The sequence below is a fragment of the Spongiimicrobium sp. 3-5 genome (genome assembly GCF_046557915.1).
Classification (GTDB): Bacteria; Bacteroidota; Bacteroidia; order Flavobacteriales; family Flavobacteriaceae; genus JBHEBG01.
This window is the reverse complement of sequence record NZ_JBHEBG010000002.1, coordinates 646,039-665,566: the sequence shown is the minus strand read 5'-3', so window position 1 is coordinate 665,566 and position 19,528 is coordinate 646,039. Positions and strand designations below refer to the sequence as shown.

17 protein-coding genes and 1 other RNA gene are annotated in these 19,528 nt (G+C 40.3%); 7 read left to right on the top strand and 11 right to left on the bottom strand.

Annotated elements, in window-relative coordinates; all coding sequences use genetic code 11:
• Window positions 1-95 precede the first annotated feature (95 nt).
• The gene (gene glyA / locus ACEQ81_RS11140; RefSeq protein WP_411030968.1) at window positions 96-1,370 is read left to right on the top strand and encodes a serine hydroxymethyltransferase; all 1,275 of its coding nucleotides are present in this window, start codon (window positions 96-98) and stop codon (window positions 1,368-1,370) included.
• A 60-nt stretch (window positions 1,371-1,430) separates the two neighbouring features.
• Here the strand turns inward: glyA and ACEQ81_RS11135 are convergent, their stop codons facing one another.
• The 8 genes from ACEQ81_RS11135 to ACEQ81_RS11100 all read right to left on the bottom strand — a co-directional run bounded on the left by ACEQ81_RS11135 (window position 1,431) and on the right by ACEQ81_RS11100 (window position 9,314).
• Window positions 1,431-2,102 (bottom strand): hypothetical protein, encoded by a 672-nt coding sequence (locus ACEQ81_RS11135; protein WP_411030967.1) that lies wholly within the window; start codon window positions 2,100-2,102, stop codon window positions 1,431-1,433.
• 177 nt (window positions 2,103-2,279) lie between these two features.
• A complete protein-coding gene (locus tag ACEQ81_RS11130; RefSeq protein WP_411030966.1) occupies window positions 2,280-2,945 on the bottom strand; it encodes a response regulator in 666 nt (221 codons plus the stop codon).
• Window positions 2,946-2,957: 12 nt separating this feature from the next.
• Window positions 2,958-5,066: a tetratricopeptide repeat protein gene (locus ACEQ81_RS11125; RefSeq protein WP_411030965.1), complete on the bottom strand. Its 2,109-nt coding sequence runs from the start codon at window positions 5,064-5,066 to the stop codon at window positions 2,958-2,960.
• A gap of 69 nt (window positions 5,067-5,135) precedes the next feature.
• A complete protein-coding gene (locus tag ACEQ81_RS11120) occupies window positions 5,136-5,297 on the bottom strand; it encodes a hypothetical protein (RefSeq protein ID WP_411030964.1) in 162 nt (53 codons plus the stop codon).
• A 139-nt stretch (window positions 5,298-5,436) separates the two neighbouring features.
• The gene (locus ACEQ81_RS11115) at window positions 5,437-6,168 is read right to left on the bottom strand and encodes a LytR/AlgR family response regulator transcription factor (protein ID WP_411030963.1); all 732 of its coding nucleotides are present in this window, start codon (window positions 6,166-6,168) and stop codon (window positions 5,437-5,439) included.
• Window positions 6,169-6,318: 150 nt separating this feature from the next.
• Window positions 6,319-7,851 carry a hypothetical protein gene (locus tag ACEQ81_RS11110; protein ID WP_411030962.1) on the bottom strand — a complete coding sequence of 511 codons (1,533 nt, stop codon included), beginning with the start codon at window positions 7,849-7,851 and terminating at the stop codon, window positions 6,319-6,321.
• Between the two features lie 15 nt (window positions 7,852-7,866).
• The gene (locus tag ACEQ81_RS11105) at window positions 7,867-8,280 is read right to left on the bottom strand and encodes an acyl-CoA thioesterase (RefSeq protein ID WP_411030961.1); all 414 of its coding nucleotides are present in this window, start codon (window positions 8,278-8,280) and stop codon (window positions 7,867-7,869) included.
• Window positions 8,277-9,314, bottom strand: coding sequence for a glutaminyl-peptide cyclotransferase (locus ACEQ81_RS11100; protein WP_411030960.1), 1,038 nt, complete (start codon window positions 9,312-9,314; stop codon window positions 8,277-8,279). The genes ACEQ81_RS11105 and ACEQ81_RS11100 overlap by 4 nt, the downstream gene beginning before the upstream one ends.
• 204 nt (window positions 9,315-9,518) lie before the next feature.
• Between ACEQ81_RS11100 and ffs the strand changes: the two genes are divergently transcribed.
• The 3 genes from ffs (at window position 9,519) to fsa (ending at window position 11,191) form a co-directional block, all read left to right on the top strand.
• Window positions 9,519-9,617, top strand: an RNA gene (gene ffs, locus ACEQ81_RS11095) — signal recognition particle sRNA small type.
• A 77-nt stretch (window positions 9,618-9,694) separates the two neighbouring features.
• The gene (locus ACEQ81_RS11090) at window positions 9,695-10,504 is read left to right on the top strand and encodes an SDR family oxidoreductase (RefSeq protein WP_411030959.1); all 810 of its coding nucleotides are present in this window, start codon (window positions 9,695-9,697) and stop codon (window positions 10,502-10,504) included.
• A gap of 33 nt (window positions 10,505-10,537) precedes the next feature.
• A complete protein-coding gene (gene fsa / locus ACEQ81_RS11085) occupies window positions 10,538-11,191 on the top strand; it encodes a fructose-6-phosphate aldolase (protein WP_411030958.1) in 654 nt (217 codons plus the stop codon).
• 74 nt (window positions 11,192-11,265) lie between these two features.
• Here fsa and ACEQ81_RS11080 read toward each other — a convergent pair whose 3' ends face one another.
• Window positions 11,266-12,654: a transaldolase gene (locus ACEQ81_RS11080; protein WP_411030957.1), complete on the bottom strand. Its 1,389-nt coding sequence runs from the start codon at window positions 12,652-12,654 to the stop codon at window positions 11,266-11,268.
• A gap of 176 nt (window positions 12,655-12,830) precedes the next feature.
• On the opposite strand from ACEQ81_RS11080, the gene ACEQ81_RS11075 reads away from it, so the two are divergent.
• A complete protein-coding gene (locus tag ACEQ81_RS11075) occupies window positions 12,831-14,459 on the top strand; it encodes an ABC-F family ATP-binding cassette domain-containing protein (RefSeq protein WP_411030956.1) in 1,629 nt (542 codons plus the stop codon).
• Between the two features lie 27 nt (window positions 14,460-14,486).
• A complete protein-coding gene (locus ACEQ81_RS11070; RefSeq protein WP_411030955.1) occupies window positions 14,487-15,620 on the top strand; it encodes a hypothetical protein in 1,134 nt (377 codons plus the stop codon).
• 27 nt (window positions 15,621-15,647) lie between these two features.
• Here the strand turns inward: ACEQ81_RS11070 and ACEQ81_RS11065 are convergent, their stop codons facing one another.
• Window positions 15,648-16,367 carry a hypothetical protein gene (locus ACEQ81_RS11065; RefSeq protein ID WP_411030954.1) on the bottom strand — a complete coding sequence of 240 codons (720 nt, stop codon included), beginning with the start codon at window positions 16,365-16,367 and terminating at the stop codon, window positions 15,648-15,650.
• Between the two features lie 203 nt (window positions 16,368-16,570).
• On the opposite strand from ACEQ81_RS11065, the gene ACEQ81_RS11060 reads away from it, so the two are divergent.
• Window positions 16,571-17,092, top strand: a complete 522-nt coding sequence (locus ACEQ81_RS11060; RefSeq protein ID WP_411030953.1) for a fasciclin domain-containing protein — start codon at window positions 16,571-16,573, stop codon at window positions 17,090-17,092.
• A 3-nt stretch (window positions 17,093-17,095) separates the two neighbouring features.
• Here ACEQ81_RS11060 and pheT read toward each other — a convergent pair whose 3' ends face one another.
• On the bottom strand, window positions 17,096-19,522 hold the full coding sequence (gene pheT / locus ACEQ81_RS11055) for a phenylalanine--tRNA ligase subunit beta (protein ID WP_411030952.1): 2,427 nt from the start codon (window positions 19,520-19,522) through the stop codon (window positions 17,096-17,098).
• Window positions 19,523-19,528 lie beyond the last annotated feature (6 nt).

Genomic DNA, 19,528 nt, shown 5'->3' with positions numbered 1-19,528 from the left:
ATGTTTGATAAATTACTGATCAAATATATTATTTTCTTCTAATTAACGATTGGCAATTTGTATTTTTACGCCTCATTTAACAGAATTCATCAACTATGCAAAGAGACCAGCGGATTTTTGAACTTATAGATGCCGAAAAGGACAGACAAACAGAAGGAATAGAGCTTATCGCTTCCGAAAATTTTACCAGCCCACAGGTGATGGAGGCTGCGGGTTCGGTACTTACCAACAAGTATGCCGAAGGATATCCGGGTAAGCGCTACTATGGAGGTTGCGAAGTTGTTGATGAGATAGAGCAAATTGCCATTGATCGTGCCAAAGAACTTTTTGGAGCGGCCTATGCCAACGTGCAACCGCACTCTGGTTCGCAAGCAAATTCCGCGGCGTATTTTGCCTGTTTAAATCCCGGGGATACTATTTTAGGTTTCGATCTTTCCCATGGTGGGCATCTTACACACGGGTCTCCCGTTAATTTTTCGGGTAAGTTGTACAACCCTGTTTTTTATGGTGTTGATGAGGAAACGGGAGTTTTAAATTATGATAAAATAAAAGAGGTTGCCGATAAGGAAAAACCTAAGATGATCATTGCTGGGGCTTCGGCATATTCCCGGGATATGGACTTTCAGAAATTTCGCGAGATCGCCGATAGTGTTGGAGCTCTTTTATTGGCAGATATTGCACATCCGGCGGGGCTAATCGCAAAGGGAATATTGAACGATCCTATTCCACATTGCCATATCGTTACCACAACAACGCATAAGACTTTAAGAGGCCCTAGAGGTGGCCTGATAATGATGGGCGAGGATTTTGAGAATCCTTTTGGAATCCGACTAAAGAACGGCAACTTGCGTAAAATGTCGGGATTATTGAATTTGGCCGTTTTTCCTGGGAACCAGGGTGGTCCGTTAGAGCATATTATAGCTGCAAAGGCAATAGCTTTTGGTGAGGCCTTATCCGATAACTTTTTGCACTATATGCTTCAGGTGAAGAAAAACGCGGCGGCCATGGCGGAGGCATTTATGGCCAAGGACTATAAAATTATTTCCAACGGCACGGACAACCATATGATGTTGATAGATCTTCGCAACAAGGATATCACCGGTAAAGATGCAGAACAAGTGCTGGTAAAGGCAGATATTACCGCCAATAAAAACATGGTGCCTTTTGATGATAAGTCGCCCTTTGTTACGTCGGGTATTCGATTTGGAACCGCGGCAATTACAACTAGGGGTCTTAAGGAAGATGATATGGGTGCTATTGTTGATTTTGTTGATGAAGTACTTACCAATGCCGAAAACGAGACGGTTATAGCAGGTGTAAAACAAAAAGTTAACGATTTAATGAAGGGTAGGGCGCTGTATAATGTTTAACACCGATAGCCGCTAATGGAAAACCAACTAGCCCTTAAAATTGGTTTCCCATTGTGTTGTTTACTGGTTTAGCATGTACAAATCGCCCATAACAATGGACCTTTTGGCCAACTCGTAAACTACGGCATCGTCCTCTGAATAAAAGTATAAACCCCAATATTTAAAGAAGTCGTTCTCGTTGTTATTGTCAGATTCAATATCCAGCAAAGTGGTATCGTTTCCCAATGGACCTTCTTCAAATACAGGGACATATATTTCAAAAGGGATCTCGGTCAGGCCCTTGGTGAAATGAACGTAATGTTCTGCCAACTTAGATAGAATGTTTTCTAGTTGGTAAGGGATGCTCTGATCGAATATTTTGTTTATGATTATTGTGGTATCCTTTAAGAATATAGATAGTTCCTCTACATCCAATACCATTTCGTTCTTTTTCTTAAGTGCTGTAAGTGCTTGTAGAAACAAGGAAGAATTGTCGGTATTGTATTCTTCTTGGGATGTATTGCCCCAAGTACCGCTCTCCATATGATATAGAATCTCATGAAGCCCAAAATTACAGTCGAGTTCAACGATCAAATTGCCAATGGACTCTTCCGAGGCGGAGCAATGTATTGTCACCTCGGAAAAAAAACCTTTTTCAAGACTCTTTTTAAAAGTGTCCAATCCGGCGATTTTGAGTTTGTTATCAAACTCCAAACGCATCCTTTCTTCAGAGCTATCTTTGGGTATCGGCATGTATTCTACTGTTTTGGATAACTATATGCCTACAAACTTAACAGTAAAAGATAAATGTGAATTACACAAAAACCATAGAAAAAATAAGGTTTTTATTTTTATCACAAAAAATGTTGTGAAAAATGCTTTTTTAGATGTTTTAGACTATCTACTAAGCTAAATTCCGTATGCCAATTTTTAGATAAAACCCCGGTTTTTTGCTTCGGTGATCAACGCCTGATCGTTTTGCTTTTCTATACCGAATAACGTTTTTAGATGTCGTTTTCTGTTTTCTATGCCGGCCAATGAGAGGGAAACGTGGTTTACCATATCCTTGGTCTTGGTACCAATGGACAGGTAATAAAGTATGTTTTTATCGTTCTCGTCCAACGAAAGATCATTGGACATTTTTTTTCGGATCGCCGCCAAAGCCTTTTGTGTATAGTAGGGTGGGGAAGTGGTAACCGTGGTTACCATAGCCTCCAGGGATTTTTGATCGATCTCCGATTTTACCATATAGCCTTCCGGATTTACGGTTTTTAAAATGCTGTTTATTCTAAAGTTATCGCTAAAGGAAGACATAAATACAATTTTGGATTCTGGCACAACTTTGCGTGCCAAAATACCCAAGTCTTCACCACTCTGGTGTTGGGCAGCACCTTGTGCCAATTGTATATCGAGCAAAATAATATCATAATGGAAGGATCTGGCAGAATCTTCAATTTTTTGTCTGCCTTGTTCAAAGCTTTTGGCGGTATCTACCTGAACTTTAAAATCCCCAAAATCTGTATCTTCTAGAATGTACTTGTACCCGTAGGTGGTCATCTCATGATCATCTACTGCTAAAACCCGAATGGTCTTCATGGAATAGTTGTGTTATGCCTTTTGCAAAGCGGTTTGTTCTATGTTAAATGGTGGGGTGGGTTGTTTATCTGTATTTGGAATGCTGATGGAAACGGTTGTACCGTCCCCGATTGCGCTCCTAATATCCCAGGTTCCGTTTAATTTTTGCACCCGGGAGGTTATGTTTTTGAGGCCAATGCCCCGTTTTCCTTTTTTTACATCAAATCCTTTGCCGTTATCTGTTAAACGTACATGCAAAATATGTTCCGTGGCATCAAAATCTAGGGTAACTTTGGTTGCCTTGGCATGTTTAACACAATTTTGCAAACTTTCTTGTACTATTCTGTACAGGTTGATCTTGATCTCCCCATTGAGAAGATCCCAATCGTTTTCTTGATCGTAGTTAAATTGGTATTCCAATTTGGCGGTATCGCCAATACTTTTTAACAACTCTTCAATTGAATCGATAAAGTTATGAATTTTTTGATAAGAAGCGTAGCTTAATTCGTGCGAAATTGCCCTTACCTCTTCTTGAACGTCCTGTAATTTTGTGATGGCCTCTTGTCTTAAAGACACCGCTTTGTCGTCCGTTTTCTTGTTAAGCCCCAGTAATACCATACGTATACCGTTCATTTGACCAAGAACACCATCGTGCAGTTCTTCCGAAATTCTTTTTTGTTCTCCTTGTTTAACTTCTTCTACCTTTCGTTTCTGGGCCAACATAAGGTCAAAGATCTCTTGATTGCTTTCTTGCTGTTGCTGTTCAAACTTCAGTTTTTGGTTTTTTACGCGTTGCGAAATTATTATAAAGATAGATCCTGCCAAGAGAAACACGCCAATGGCTATCCCTATCCACAATTGCCGTTGCCGTGCCAACAGTTGGTTTTGGGCTATAAACTCATCGGTTTCAAAACGGATACGCGCAAATTTGTTTCTTGTTTTGCGTTCTTCTTGTTGCAAGCTATCGTTGAGGGCAATATACTCTCTGGTGTAAGTTGTGGCGTTTTTTGGATCTATACTGGTGAAGAGTTTAAGTGTCTCTAACAAGCGTTCGTTATTACTGCTCCGTTGCGCGTATAGTTTGGCGTGCTGCGCATTGGCAAGAGCCTTTGCCGTATCTTTTTCGCAGAGGTAGTATTCTGCCAGGCCGTAATAACTTCTAGATATCCCAAAATTATCGCCTATGCTATCTTGTATTTTTACAGCGGTATTAAATAGTTGCGGCAATTCGGATTTGTCGTCCAAGCGAAGTCTGCTGTAGGCCAAATTGCTCTTGGCCAAAGCGAATAGTTTTGGATTTACCTGTAACAAGCTGTCCCGATCCAATACCATGGTAAAATACTGAAGGGCCCTTTTATTTTCACCTTGCTCTAGAAATACTACCCCCAAATTGTTGTAAGCCTCCAGGGCATGGCTATTATAACGCCCAATTGGTTTTAAATAATCCAAGGCTTTTTGAAAATATTCTACCGCCTTATCGTACTCTTTCAAGGAAGTAGTTACAGAACCTAATTGGTTATAACAATTGTACAATTGTTGTTTTTGATTAAAGGGCGTCAGCAGTTCCACAGCTTGTATGGTAGTAATTTCACTACCGGTATAATCTTTTACATCTGCCTGTACAATGGCCATATTATACAACATACGGCCTGCATTGTAATCGTCGTTTAAATGAATGAATAGCTTTTCCGCTTCGGCAAAATGATAGTAAGCACTGTCCTCTACGGTCTTTGCTCTTAAAAATTCGGCCAAATCCCAATGAGCTTCGGCATGGGTGGTGGTATCCGATACTTTTTGCGCCATTTTCATGGCTTCCCTATTGGTATTTCTAAATAACAAAGAATCGTCTATCCGTAAATAGGCGAGCGACAATCTAGAAAAGTATTTTGCTTTTAAGGAATCGTTGGCACTTAAAACGGCCCCTCTATACGCCTTTTGCAGCAAGGCCTTTCTTTCTTCCAAAGGGTTGGCAGAATTTCTTCCTTCCGCTATCCAAACAAAAATACTGTCATTTCGTTCAAGTTCTGCAAAATCGGCACCTTGGGGTGCGGTCTTTTTACAAGCATTAAACGCGGACAAAAAGCAAAGAAGAAATATCCCTTTTACCAAAAAGACTTTTATTATAGTGTAGAGTGTACCCATTAACTACAAGATATAAAAAAAAGCCCCAAACAATTTGTCCGAGGCTTCTATTTATTTTGGGATATTTAATTAATTTCTTCCATCAGTAGTAGTGCTCTGTCCATCAGTTGCATTTTCATCCCCTAAGTCTTGGTACAATGCTTGTGTCTCTTCTAGACTGCTCTCCGATTCGCATGAAAACATTCCAATGCTCATTACCACTACCGCTAAAATACTTGCTGCCTTTTTCATCTTCTTAATGTTTAATTAGTTATTTATTTTGTTCAGTAGCTAAACTAAGCAAGGCAGTGCTTTGGAAGGGTTACATAAAAAAAACCTTAGTGGAACTAAGGTTTTTGAGAGTATTTACACGGTTTTTGAGAGGATTCTATTAATTGAGGGTAGAAATGGTGCTTTTTGACAAGATATTTTTAAGCCCGTCTATGTTTTCCTTATACGTTTTTGAGAAGGGCAATTGACGGTTTCCGTTTTTTAATGAACAGATAGATTTGCCATAATTTATACGAGATACGTAATTGGTGTTTATGATATAACTTTGGTGTACACGGATAAAATTCTTTGGCAAACGGTTTTCAAAGGTCTTTAACGTTTTAAAAGCACTTATGGTATTACCATCTTTCATTACAATGTCCGTAGCGTTATTGTCTGCCTGCAGATATAAGATTTCATTGGTGTCCAAATACTGAAAATCTTTGTACGACTTTAAACAGAGCGTATGCGAATCGGTGTCTTTTGGGGCATCTTTTACCAAGCGCAGAATTGATTTTCTAATATCGAACTCATTGTAGGGCTGCAACCAGTAATCAAAAAAATTGTTCTTAATGGCTTCGTAGGCATATTGTTTACTTTTGGATATGCCTATGAAGATGGGCATGGTGTTCATGTACTGGTGTAACTCCATTACCATTTGGAAATATTCGTTGGCCTTTTCGTTTAGATTTACGAAGACCACATCTGGCAAATGTTTAAGTATGGCGTTGAGGCCACTGACACTGTTTTTGGCCAAACCAGTGCACACAAATTCCCCGTACTCCTCCAAATGGTGCTGTAGTTGCAAATTGGAAGTGGCATCAGAGTCGATTATGGTATAGGTATATTCCATCAGCCTTTGGGTGTTAAACAAAATTAGGGATAGTAAATTAGACACCATTACAAAAAAACCGTAGGATTTCTAGGGTTTTTCTGTGTAATGTACTGAAAATGAATTCTTTTGAAAGAAAATTCCTTCTTCAGGTTCATTAAAATCGATGAACTACCTGTCAGGGATAAATTGGTAGGCTCCCACATCTGGGGATATCGTTCTATCGGTTCCCAATACGTCTAACGGTACCAATAGCGCTGTGTTTATTTCCGCATTGCCAATGGCATCGGAAAGGGGTCCGATACGAAAATCGTTGTTTATTCGATCTACAAAATCGGTGGTACCGTTCAACACAATTGTATTGTACAAGCTGGTATTGCCAAAATCATAGAAAGGGTCTGTTGTAAACTGCCCTCTATTGTCATCAAACTTTACCAGACAATTGGTGAAATTAAAATTAAAGGTGTTTGCTCCGTTACTTCTTAAGGACAGCTCTAAATTGTTATTGCCATCAACAACGCAATTTATAAAATTGGCTCCGGAAAGATCTGCCGCCATGCCCGTTGTACCAAAATTATCTATTTGCAAAGCGGATCCACTTCTAAAGCCATTGTTCCAATAGTTGGCGATGGTAGAGTGCACAAAACTGTAGTTACCGCCCAAATTACAATATAGGGAGGCATTGCCTGCATTTCCCAATACCAAATTCTCACCATTTATTACCGCTGTCCTCGCCCAGAGATTTATATTGGCACTGTTATATATTTTAGAATTTCTAATAATAAGGTTAGGGGGTGCTACCGCTGTTTGCCCTTCTACCAAAAGGCCTACGGTAGCATTCAATATACTTAGGTAGTTTATTTCATGAGGCCCACTACCGTTAGCCAACCAAATAGTTCCCCATTGCCCGGGCGTATCCGAAAATTCTGGTTCTAAACGGTCCCCTTCAAAGATTACCTCGTTCTCTAACAACAACGTATCCGAACTTAATAGGCCGTTTATCCGTACTGTGCCTCCTTCGGCAACATAAATTCCAGAGTTTTTATGGAAATGTACCCGGCTACCGGCGTCTACGGTAAGTACTTCTCCGTTGGGTACCTCGGCATAACCAAAAATTACATAGGGCTTTTCATTGGTGAAATTTAGCGCTGTTCCGCTTAGGGTAAACCCTTCCACGCGTATTTCATTCCCCTCTTCGTCCAAGCCTAAAGATATGGTTTCCTTACTCCCGTCCGGGGCCTCGTTGGGAAATAGGAATACGGCATCTTTTACCAAGGTTACCAACTGAACCAGTTGTTGGCTTCCCACGGAATTAAATTCTATGGCATCGGTATGCAAAAATTCGTTTTCCGAAGTTTGGGAGATATCAAAAGTGGTCTCCACGAATATAAAAAGACTGTCTCTGGCCAAGATAGGGATGTCCGTAAACTCCTTACCTGCAATACCATCTACATTAAGTCTATAGCTGCTGGCCTGGCCATCTGCCAAACGTACTTCTGGGATATTAAAATCGTCTCCCGTTCTGTTGTAAACTTTTAGGGTGTAGGTACTGCTTCCTATATTGGTGAAAACAGTATCTAAAAAAACAGTGTCCCTAGAAAACTCCAACCTACCTATACTAGGTGGATAATCGAAATCCTTGCGGCAAGATCCCCACAGCACGCACAGGAGCAAAATAGGTATAAGATATAGGTATGGGCGCATTGTTATGGTTACAACCTAATTGGCCGTACTTTTTTTCTTTTCAAAAACTTTTTTAATTTCTTCGGAGACCCTAATAGGTCTTAAACTTTTGGCATTGAGCAAACACCACTCGGTTTCTGAATGTACCAAAGGTTCCTTGGTAGTATCGTTATACATTTCCACGATCCTTATAGATTTGGCTCCTTCGGTTTTTGCCACGTAGGTCTTCATTTTTACGAGATCTTTGTATTTGGCCTCGCTCTTGTAATTTATATGATGCCTTAGCAATACCCAAACCACGTTGTCCTGAACTTCTTTAGGGGCATAGCTGATCCAATGTTCTTTGGCAATGTCTTGCACCCATTGTACATAGCGTACGTTATTTACATGATGAAGCTCATCAAGATCGTCCTTCGCCACCTGTACTGCCATCTCATAGGTATTCGTCATTTTTTCTTTATTTTGACCTCGAAAAGTTTATCCCAATGTTTACCGGTAACAAAGAACGTCTTTCTTTCCGGATGATAGGCCACACCGTTAAGTACATCTAGGTTTTCTACCTGGGTAACCTTGCCCTTTAGCCCGCCAAAGTTTACCACGCCTTCTATGGCACCACTTTGGGCATCAATGATCATCATGCTTTCTTTCTGCCACACGTTGGCGTAGATCTTTCCGTCAACGTATTCCAACTCATTGGTTCTGTTAAAAATGGATTTGTTGGTTACCGTTTCTATATATCCTTCTTCTGCCAGGGTCTGTGGATTTAGGAACCATATTTTTTCCGTACCATCGCTCTTGTACAATTTTTCCCCATCGTTACATAGGCCCCATCCTTCCTTGCTTTGGTTGTACTGAAAACTACCTATTTTTTCAAAACTCTTAAGGTCATAGATAAAACCTGTTCCGCTCTGCCAGGTAAGCTGATATATTTTTCCGCGCATTACCGTTAAACCCTCCGCAAAAAAAGTATCTTCCAATGCTATTTTTTTTAGCACCTTTCCACTTTTGTAATCCACTTTGCGCAAGGAGGATTTTCCCTTTTGTCCGGTACTTTCATATAGTGTGTCGTTATGGAATTCCAATCCTTGGGTAAAGGCTTTGGGATCGTGCGGAAACTCAGAAAGTATTTCGTAAGTATAAACTTCAGGACCCTTGGGGGCAAGCACTTTTATTTTTTTCGATACCTCCTCGGTAACACCCTCATAATCTACCTTGGCCTTTAGGGTTAGATTACCAAGTTTTGGTGTAACTAATTTTAAGCTGTTGTTGGTTACGGATAATTCTTCATCATTTAGGTAATAGGTTACCTTTTCTATGGTCTTGTTTTGCTTGTTTTTAAGGTTTACCGTTACTGTCTGGTTTTGTTGAAATTTTGTTTTATTACCCTCCAGTTGCATGTCAAAAAGTTTAGAGGTGTTTCCACCACCGCACGCCAAGAACATTAACATATAAACGCCCGCAAAGACTAGCTTAAAAGTATTCATAGATGAAGTTCATTTTTTAACCTGCTACCATCGTTACAAAAGGTTGGAAGATGATGTAAGGTTAAGTTATTTGAGGGTTAAATTTAAGAATGTAAACTGAGAATAGATAAAAATTGAAAGGGTATTTGCCAGGGAGCGGAAAAAATAAACATTTTGGAATGCAGAAAAGATTGTCCAAAATTTAAAAGGTTGTATCTTTGCATTTGGCAAGTCCTACACGACCAGCTCCTGCAGAATCCCCCAGGGTGGGAACGCAGCAAGGGTAAGCGGTTGTAGCGGTGCGATGTAGGTAGCTTGCCTTTTTTTGTACCCAAAAGTGAACCGATCGATTTCTGTTTTTATCCTTTTTATTTGTTTATTTGTAATCTTATTCAACCACTATGGAACGTAAGGTAGTATTGATCACCGGGGGATCTTCCGGAATAGGGAAATCCATTGGGGAATACCTAACATCCAAAGGTTTTATTGTATACGGTACTACACGCAACTTATCCAAGCACCCTAATTTTAACGCATTTCATTTGTTGGCGTTAGATGTAAAAGATCCAAAAACTATTGCTACCGCTGTGGCACAAGTGGTGGCAAATGAGGGTAGATTAGATGTTCTTGTAAATAATGCAGGCGTTGGCATAACCGGACCTATTGAGGAAACGCCGTACGAAGAAATACAGGGTGCTTTTGATACCAATGTTCATGGCCCCATTTATATGATAAAGGCTGTACTGCCACAAATGAGGAAGCAAAGGGCCGGACTTATAATCAATATTACCTCCATAGCCGGGTATATGGGCTTGCCGTACCGAGGTATCTACTCCGCCTCCAAGGGAGCCCTGGAACTTATCACAGAGGCATTGCGCATGGAGACCAAGGATTTTGGCGTACAGATCACCAATTTGGCCCCTGGGGATTTTGCTACCAATATTGCCGCTGGCCGCTACCATGCACCCATATCGGAAAGCTCTGCATATAAAAAGCCGTATGAGAACACCCTTAAACAAATAAACGACCATGTGGATACCGCTCAAGATCCGATAGCGGTAGCTAAAATGGTTTTACGCATTATACACACCAAAAAAGCCAGGATACATTACAAGGTTGGACAGCCCATGCAGAAATTTTCCTTATTTCTCAAAAAAATATTACCGGATATAATGTATGAGAAGCTTCTATTAAACCACTATAAGTTGTAATTTTACCAGATAATCTAAAACATAGGCAAAAACATGAAATTTTTTATAGACACTGCAAATCTAGATCAGATTAAAGAAGCACAGGCACTTGGCGTTTTGGATGGTGTAACCACCAATCCGTCGTTGATGGCCAAGGAGGGGATAACAGGAAGAAACAATATCTTAAAACACTATGTGGACATCTGTAATGTTGTGGATGGTGATGTTTCTGCCGAAGTTATTTCTACCACTTTTAATGAGATGGTAAAAGAAGGGGAAGAGCTTGCTGAGTTGCACGAACAGATTGTTGTAAAGGTTCCTATGATCAAAGATGGCGTAAAGGCATTAAAATATTTTTCTGATAAAGGTATACGCACCAATTGCACCTTGGTATTTTCACCTGGGCAGGCATTGTTGGCCGCCAAAGCAGGGGCTACTTACGTTTCCCCCTTTATTGGTAGGTTAGATGATATTTCTACCGATGGGCTAAACCTAATTTCCGAAATTAGACATATTTATGACAACTATGGTTTTGAAACTCAAATATTGGCAGCTTCCGTGCGGCATACCATGCACGTTATAGACTGTGCCAAATTAGGTTCGGATGTTATGACAGGACCACTTTCCGCAATTGAAGGCCTGTTAAAACACCCATTGACCGATAGTGGTTTGGCCAAGTTTTTGGCGGATTATGAAAAGGGAAACTAGCTAGATAAGCTTATTGAATTGATAATTAAACCAGGGCTTCGGTCCTGGTTTTTTTGTACGCTGGGATTATACTACTATTCTTTAAAGGAAGTGTAAATATTGGCAAAGGCATCTGCAATTAGCCCATCGTTGGTAATAATACCCTTGTTAAGATGATCAACGATCAGAGACCGTCTAAGCTCTTTGGTATTGTCGGATTTATACTGTTTTGTTCTGTCGAGCTTTCCAGATTCTATCATGGAAAGCCACCTAAGATTGTCGGTATCAAAATTAATACCTATAAAGGTGTATTCCGGATTAGCTGCACTAAGCTCCTCAACTTTTTGGGTAATGTTCCTAAAATGACCTTTTTGCGTTCCCCACCAAAAATAGAAAACAACTTTTCCTTTTTTAGCAATGTCCTTAATGGATACGGCATTGCCTTCCGTATCGTAGACCGTTACATCTGGTAGTTCGCTATTGGGTTGCATTCTATTGATACCTTCGTATAAACCGTCGATCTCCGCTATATGTCTGTTGTTGCCAGATAGCTTATGAAAAAGGTCTATGAACTTTTTATTGTTCTCCTTGGTATCGTTTACCTTAAGTAAATAATCCATGGCCACATGCCTAAAGAGATTGTCCCTTAAATCTTCTTGTTTTACCAAACTATCTATAAGGGCAAGGGTATGGCGCGTAAAATGTAAGTGGTTCTTAAGGGTATGCTCATGGGTGCCACATGCTTCTGCACAAGACATATAACTTAAATTCCCGAAATGATACCTCATATAATTATAATAGGGCCTGTAGTAGGCTAGGTCCTTATTGTTAAAGACCAGCTTGTTTCGGTACCCATAGAAATCCTCCGGGGTGGCGTGCATTTTTTTCTCCTTGGTCTTCTTTTTATGATAAAAAGGATACTTCTCCTTATAGATGTAGCAGCCATAATCTATACTGGCCTTGGCTATTTCCAAAGTTTTATTGGGCAACTCCGTCTCTTCTATAAGGTCCGCCAGCAATCCCATTTTTAACTCCCTAAGCGAATCTATCCTTGCAGTGAACTCATCGGGGTGCAACTTGTAAGAGGAGTACATTAATGGCTCCTCGTCTTCATGGATGAGGAACATTTCAATCAAAAAATTGTTGATCTCCTCTCCGACACCTGAGAAAACCAGGGATTCATCAAAGTCGATGGTGTTTAAGCGAATCTGTAAACTGTCGCCCTCATGGAAATACACATATTGCGATTCTGGTTGGTGGCTAAAATGATGCAACCCCTCCGTAACGCATTCCAAATTGAATTTAAATCTATTGCGATCATTGAGCTTGGCCGAATCCAATATTTGATCGTCCTTATACAGCACAACATACTCGCTGGTAGGGTTAACAATTTCTCCGGCAAAATATACAGTTGGAGAACTCTTTTTCTCTTCACCGCAGCTTGCCAACAAGAAAAGAAACAGGTAAATAGCAATTTTATTCATACAATAACATCTGCCGTATTCTGCACAAAACTAATTAAACCAATAGGCGAAAGCTGTTAATTGTGCGTTAAAACTTGGGATTTTAACGTAACGCACGGGGTTTTTAAACGGCTAGAGTTTGTTAGTTTTTAGGGTTAATTTTTGCTACTTTTGCAGAAATTTTAAAACAGCAATATATGCTATCCGTATCTAATTTATCGGTGCAATTTGGAAAACGAATTCTTTTTGATGAGGTCAATGTTACCTTCACGGAAGGAAATTGTTATGGGGTCATAGGTGCCAATGGGGCAGGGAAATCCACGTTTTTGAGAATACTTTCGGGTCAGATCGAAGCCACTTCGGGGCATGTACATTTAGAACCTGGAAAGCGAATGTCAATTTTGGAACAAGATCACAACTCCCATGATGAGTTTCCGGTTTTGGAAACCGTTGTTATGGGAAATAAACCTCTGTTCGATATAAAAAAAGAAATTGATGCCCTCTATGCGGACTATAATGATGAAAATGCCGATAAAATCGGGGAATTGCAAGTGCAGTTTGAAGAAATGAACGGTTGGAATGCGGAAAGTGATGCAGCTGCCTTGTTATCCAATCTGGGTGTCAACGCGGAATTACACTATACTTCCATGGGTGAAATGGATTCCAAATTAAAGGTAAGGGTACTTTTGGCACAGGCACTTTTTGGATCTCCGGATGTACTTATCATGGATGAGCCTACAAACGATTTGGATTATGAGACCATAGCTTGGTTAGAAAACTTCTTAGCGGATTATGACAATACCGTAATCGTGGTATCTCATGACCGTCACTTTTTGGATGCGGTATGTACCAGTATAGCGGATATAGACTTTGGAAAGTTAAACCTGTACTCCGGTAACTATACGTTTTGGTACGAAAGTAGCCAGTTGGCAGCAAGGCAAAGGGCTCAGCAGAATAAGAAAGCGGAGGAAAAGGCCAAGGAATTGCAAGAATTTATTCAACGTTTCAGCGCAAACGTTGCAAAGAGTAAACAAGCTACTTCCCGTAAAAAAATGTTGTCAAAATTAAAAATAGACGATATTAAACCTTCGAGCAGAAGGTACCCGGCCATCATTTTTGAACGCGAACGCGAAGCCGGTGATCAGATTCTAAATATTGAAAAACTTGCAGGTAGTTCCGATGATGGCGATCTTTTGTTCCAGAACATAAATATTAATTTGGCCAAAGGGGACAAGATTGCGGTAATTTCCAAGGATTCCAGGGCAACCACGGCATTTTACGAAATTATCAATAAGGCAAAAAAAGCCGATGAAGGTACCGTACAGTGGGGCATAACAACCAATCAATCTTACCTGCCGGCTGACAACGCCCGTTTTTTTAACGAAAACATAAACCTGGTAGACTGGTTACGCCAATGGGCAAAGACCGAAGAGGAGCGCGAAGAGGTACATATCCGTGGTTTTTTGGGAAAAATGTTGTTTAGCGGGGAAGAGGCCCTTAAAAAGTGTACCGTACTTTCCGGAGGTGAAAAAGTACGTTGTATGCTAAGTAGAATGATGATGCTTAGGGCCAATGTGTTGATGTTGGACGAACCCACCAACCATTTAGATCTAGAAAGTATAACGGCCTTTAATAATTCTCTAAAGAACTTTAAGGGCACAGTACTGTTTACAACACACGATCACGAATTTGCTCAAACCGTGGCAAACAGAATCATAGAACTGACTCCAAAAGGTAATATTGACCGATATTTGACGTTTGATGAATATATGTCTGATAAGACAATAAAGGAACAGCGCGAAAAGATGTACGCGGTTCCTGTTTGAGTTATGTAGAACCCAAATTCTTACATTATGAAAACCTACAGCCTATTTTGGATGCTTTTGGCATGTGTAATTCTGGGGTGCAGTTCTTCGGACGATACCGAATTGGAAAATCCGGGAGAAACTGAAACTGGTGCAGATGCCGATTATACGGTGCTTGTAAGCGCCAGTGGCACACTATCTGGTGTGCTTCTTAACGCCAACAAAGATGTAATTACGTTAAACCCTGGCAGTAGCCCCTTTGGGAGCACCTTAAATCCGGAACAGACCTATATCGATGCAAGACATTTTACCTTCTATAAGGAAACATCATCATGTTCGGGCGAAATCACCAAACACAATTTTGAGGATGATAGTACTGAGGTAGTGACTATTTTTACCAACAGCGATCCATGCGATATCCTAGTAAAGGCAGTGGCTCATTCTATGCAGGATGTGTATGCAGCATATCAGGTACTTTCTGCAAGCAAGGATGAACGTTTTTTTGTTAGACTAGCAACTATAGGTTCCGATGACGACAGGGAAGACATTGCTCTGGATAAAGAACCACTGCAACTGGTTCAATCCGGTAATCACCTATTTATTCTTACATTCAACGAAGATGATGGCAAAAATGCCCTGGTTGTACTAGATACCGATAGCAATGAGCTGATACATGAAATTAATTTGGATGTTGATGTGGAAAAAATAGCCAAAAATTCGGAAGGAAATATTATCGTTAGTTATCCGGAACTCCATTTAGAGATTAACGGCAGTACTATGGGTGTAATTTCAACAATCCGTTATGATGATGGTAAAGAACCGAAATTTGGTTCTTCCAAAACCGCACATTTTGACATATTGGGTAATTTGTATTACCAATGGACCACCGATTCCTCTAGCGAATACCCTACTGTACCGGCGGTGTACGATTTTGGCTCTAATACTGCCATTCTCTATTTTTATGAAAACTTCCTTACTCCAGAACAGCGTCAGTTCCAATTTGAGATTGGTGATACCAGCACGGTTGCCTTCGATGCCAAGAACAACCTTATTTTAATTGGATATAGCAAATCTGGCAGTAGTGGACAGGGCGGGCTTTTACGAATTAAACCAATTCCTGATCCAGAGTTTGTGGACAATATCGATTTGCCCGGGGTACCCTATACAATTTTTGTTAAATAAGATTATTTTTTCTGGTAGGCGCAGAATTTAGGCGTTGAAATATTTGCTGTTCCATATGGCAGGATTAAAGTTCTTCCCCTTGGCAAAACCATAAAAAATGACCACGGCCGCCACGGACTTGAACATAAAAAAGTAGATGATCCAGAATTCGGTGTTTGCCCCTGATTTGGAAAATAATCCCTGAGGTACCATTAAAGTTATAAAATAGCTGAGCAAAAGTACTAGGGCGGTTAGGTTTGAAATATTTTTAAAAGGCCACATCAACAATTTTCTTAGCGGGTGCAGATCGTTACCCCACTTGTGAATTAAATAAAAATAGTCGTTTCCTATGGGCACCAATAACAATGGATCGTCCTTATCCTCCAATTTAAAAAGTCTGGAAGGGGCAATAATTTTAAAACCTTTAATTTCTATGCCATGCTGTTTTTCCAAGTGCTTAATTTTTGCGATGGCTTCGTCAGGAATTTTTCCCTTAAAATATTTGGAGTTTAAAAAGCGCAACCGATAATCGATGCATATTTCCTTTATTTGGCTTATGTGGAAGATCTTGTCGGTCTCTAACAGATCAAAAATGAAGTTGTTATACACAGTTTCCCTATTTTCCGTAAGGGTTTTTGCAATTCTCTCCTCTTTTTGTGCTTCCTTATTCAGCAGTAGATAAACCTCATCCAACACTTTTTCTTGCGAAACTACGTCCTTTTTGGAACGGGAAAGCTTTTCTTCAATGTTTGTTTTGCGTAGTAACACTCCTTTTCTTTTATGGCAATTGCATCAAAATTAAGCAATTACATTTTTAAAAGCATTTTGTGAAAATCTATCATATGTTAATATTATGTTAATTTCTATGAACGACACTAATGACTATAGGTCTTGCGCCGTATTTAGTGTATATTGTCGATGAATTGTTACCGTTAATCGGTAATCTACATAATCCCCCAATTACGAGACACATGAACCTTAAGACACCCTTGGTAATATTGCTTAGTTATTTTACCGTGGTGCTTACCTATGCCCAGGAGGACAAATCCATAATTAGAAGTACTGAAGATTCCAAAAACCATAAGACCTTATTGGCTGCTGTAAAGGGAGCGGATTTAGAACGTATTTTAGATGAGGACGGACCATTTACTGTCTTTGCCCCTTCGGACACTGCCTTTGAAAAGCTGTCACCGGAAAGGGTAGCCTCGTTATTGGATCCTGAAAACAAAAAGGAATTACACTCCTTGGTAACTTATCATATTGTTGCGGGCAATTTAACGGCCTCCAATATTCTAAAAGCTATGTGTAGGGGTAAAGGGAAGGCTTCTTTTACAACGGTCCAGGGAAACAAAATTTGGGCCACCATGCGTGGTATTGATATTATCTTGTCCGATGATCTCGGAAATACGGCTAAAATCATAACTGCCGATTCTAGTCAGTGTAATGGGGTAATCCACGAGATTGATAGTGTAATCTTGCCTAAGAAGATTTAGATTTTAACGTAGTTCCGCACCTAATTCTTGTTCGTACTTAGACCTTAATTTGCCCATAATTTTATCTATCTGTTTATCTGTTAGCGTGTTACTTTTATTTTGTAGCGTAAAGCTTACCGCATAGGATTTTTTACCATTTGGCAGGTTTTTGCCGGTATAAACATCGAACAGGTTAACATGCTTCAAAAGGTTTCTCTCGGTCTGTAATGCCAGTTCCCGTATTTGTTTGAAAGTGATATGCTGATCTAGTAGCAGGGCGAAATCTCTTTTTACCTCGGGGTATTTAGGGATTTCCGTAAACACAGCTTCGTTTTTAGACACTAGACCCAAAATATTGTCCCAATTAAAATCAGCGAAAAGGACCTCTTGCTTTAAATCAAAACGCTTTAGAATGCCCATGTCTATTGGTCCAAGACTTACCAATTCCTTATTGTTCTTTGTCAGAGTTAAGCCTTCCGAGTATATATTACTTTCGATATAGGAGGAAATGGTTTCCGAAATGCCCAACCTGTCCAATATGTTTTCCACAATGGCCTTAAGATAAAAGAAATCCATTTTTCTTGTCTCCGTTGCCCAGCTGTCCTCAAACCTGTTTCCACTGATCAAAAGACACAAATGCTTGTTCTCTACCCACTCGTTGGATGACTTATGATATGTTTTCCCTAACTCAAAAAGCTTTAGGTTTTGCCTTTGTCTATTAATATTGTGCGATACCGTTTCCAGACCGGAAAACAGCATGGACTGCCGCATTACGGAAAGATCGGCGCTTAAAGGATTTAGCATATTTACACCCACTCCTTTTTCAGCTTCGGCCAACATTTCATTATGTGCCGGGGTGGTAAGGCTATTGGTCATAATCTCATAAAAACCCTGGGCGGCCAGCAAATCTCCAATGAGGTTCTGCAACTTATAATCTTCGTACTTAGAAGTTGGGGACATGGATGCATTTAGCTTTTCTGTAAAGGAAATGTTGTTGTAACCGTAAACCCTAAGGATTTCCTCTATTACGTCAACTTCTCGTTGTACATCCACCCTAAAAAAGGGAATACTAAGGCCCAAGCCAGATTCGGTGAAGTTTTTCACCTTTATATCTAACGACGCCAAGATGGCCTTTATGGTATCCGTTGGGATTTCCTCTCCAATAAGTTTGTTCACCTTATCGAAGGTTAAAAATACCTCATAGTCATCTTTCTTGTTAGGATATAGGTCAACCAGATCAGAACTTATATCACCACTTGCTATTTCCTTAATCAGCAGGGCGGCCCGTTGCAGGGCATATTGTACATTGTTGATGTCTATACCCCGCTCAAACCTAAAAGAGGCGTCCGTGTTAAGGCCGTGTCTTTTGGCGGTCTTTCTTATGGCCACAGGACTAAAATAGGCACTTTCCAAAAAGATGGCCGTGGTATTCTCCGTCACCCCAGAATTTATTCCTCCAAATACCCCTGCAATACACATAGGTTTTTCGGTATCGCAAATCATAAGGTCTTCTTCGTGCAGCTCTCGTTCTACATCATCCAGTGTGGTAAATTTGGTGCCTTTGGGAAGCGTTTTCACCACTATTTTGTTTCCTTTTATTTTGGAAGCGTCAAAAGCATGTAAGGGTTGCCCCAGTTCGTGCAGTACATAATTGGTAGCATCCACGATGTTATTTTTTGGTGTAATACCAATGGCTCTAAGCCTGTTCTTAAGCCAATCTGGTGAGGGCTGTACAATAAGATTACTAATGGTGAGGCCACAATATCTGGGCGCCAAGGCGTTATCTTCTACCTCAACATCTATTTTTAAAGACCGGGCATCTACATTAAAATTACTTACAGAAGGGGTAATCAGTTCTTTTTGGATTTCCTTTTGTATTAAACCCGCCTTAAGGTCTCTGGCTACGCCGTAATGACTCATTGCATCGGCCCTGTTAGGGGTAAGTCCAATTTCAAAAACCTCATCATTTTCTATTTCAAAAACTTCCGAGCAAGGTTTACCGGGTTCAAGTTCATCGCTCAGCACCATTATACCTTCATGGCTTGTTCCTAGCCCTAGCTCATCCTCGGCGCAGATCATACCATAACTTTCTTCACCACGTATTTTTCCTTTTTTTATGGTCCAGGCTTCTCCATCGTTCGAGTATAGCGTGGTACCAATGGTGGCTACCGGAACTTTCTGCCCTTGTGCAACGTTGGGAGCCCCACAGACAATCTGTATGGGTGCATCCAAACCAATATCTACCGTAGTAAGTTTTAATTTGTCGGCATTGGGATGTTTTATACAGCTAAGTACGTGGCCAACCACTACACCGGCCAATCCGCCCTTAACAGATTCAAAAGGGGCAATGCCCTCCACTTCTAGTCCCAAATCGGTTAAAAGTTCTGCCGTTCTCTCGGCATCCCAATCAATGGTAAGGAACTGTTTTAACCAGTTGTATGAAATCTTCATCCCTTT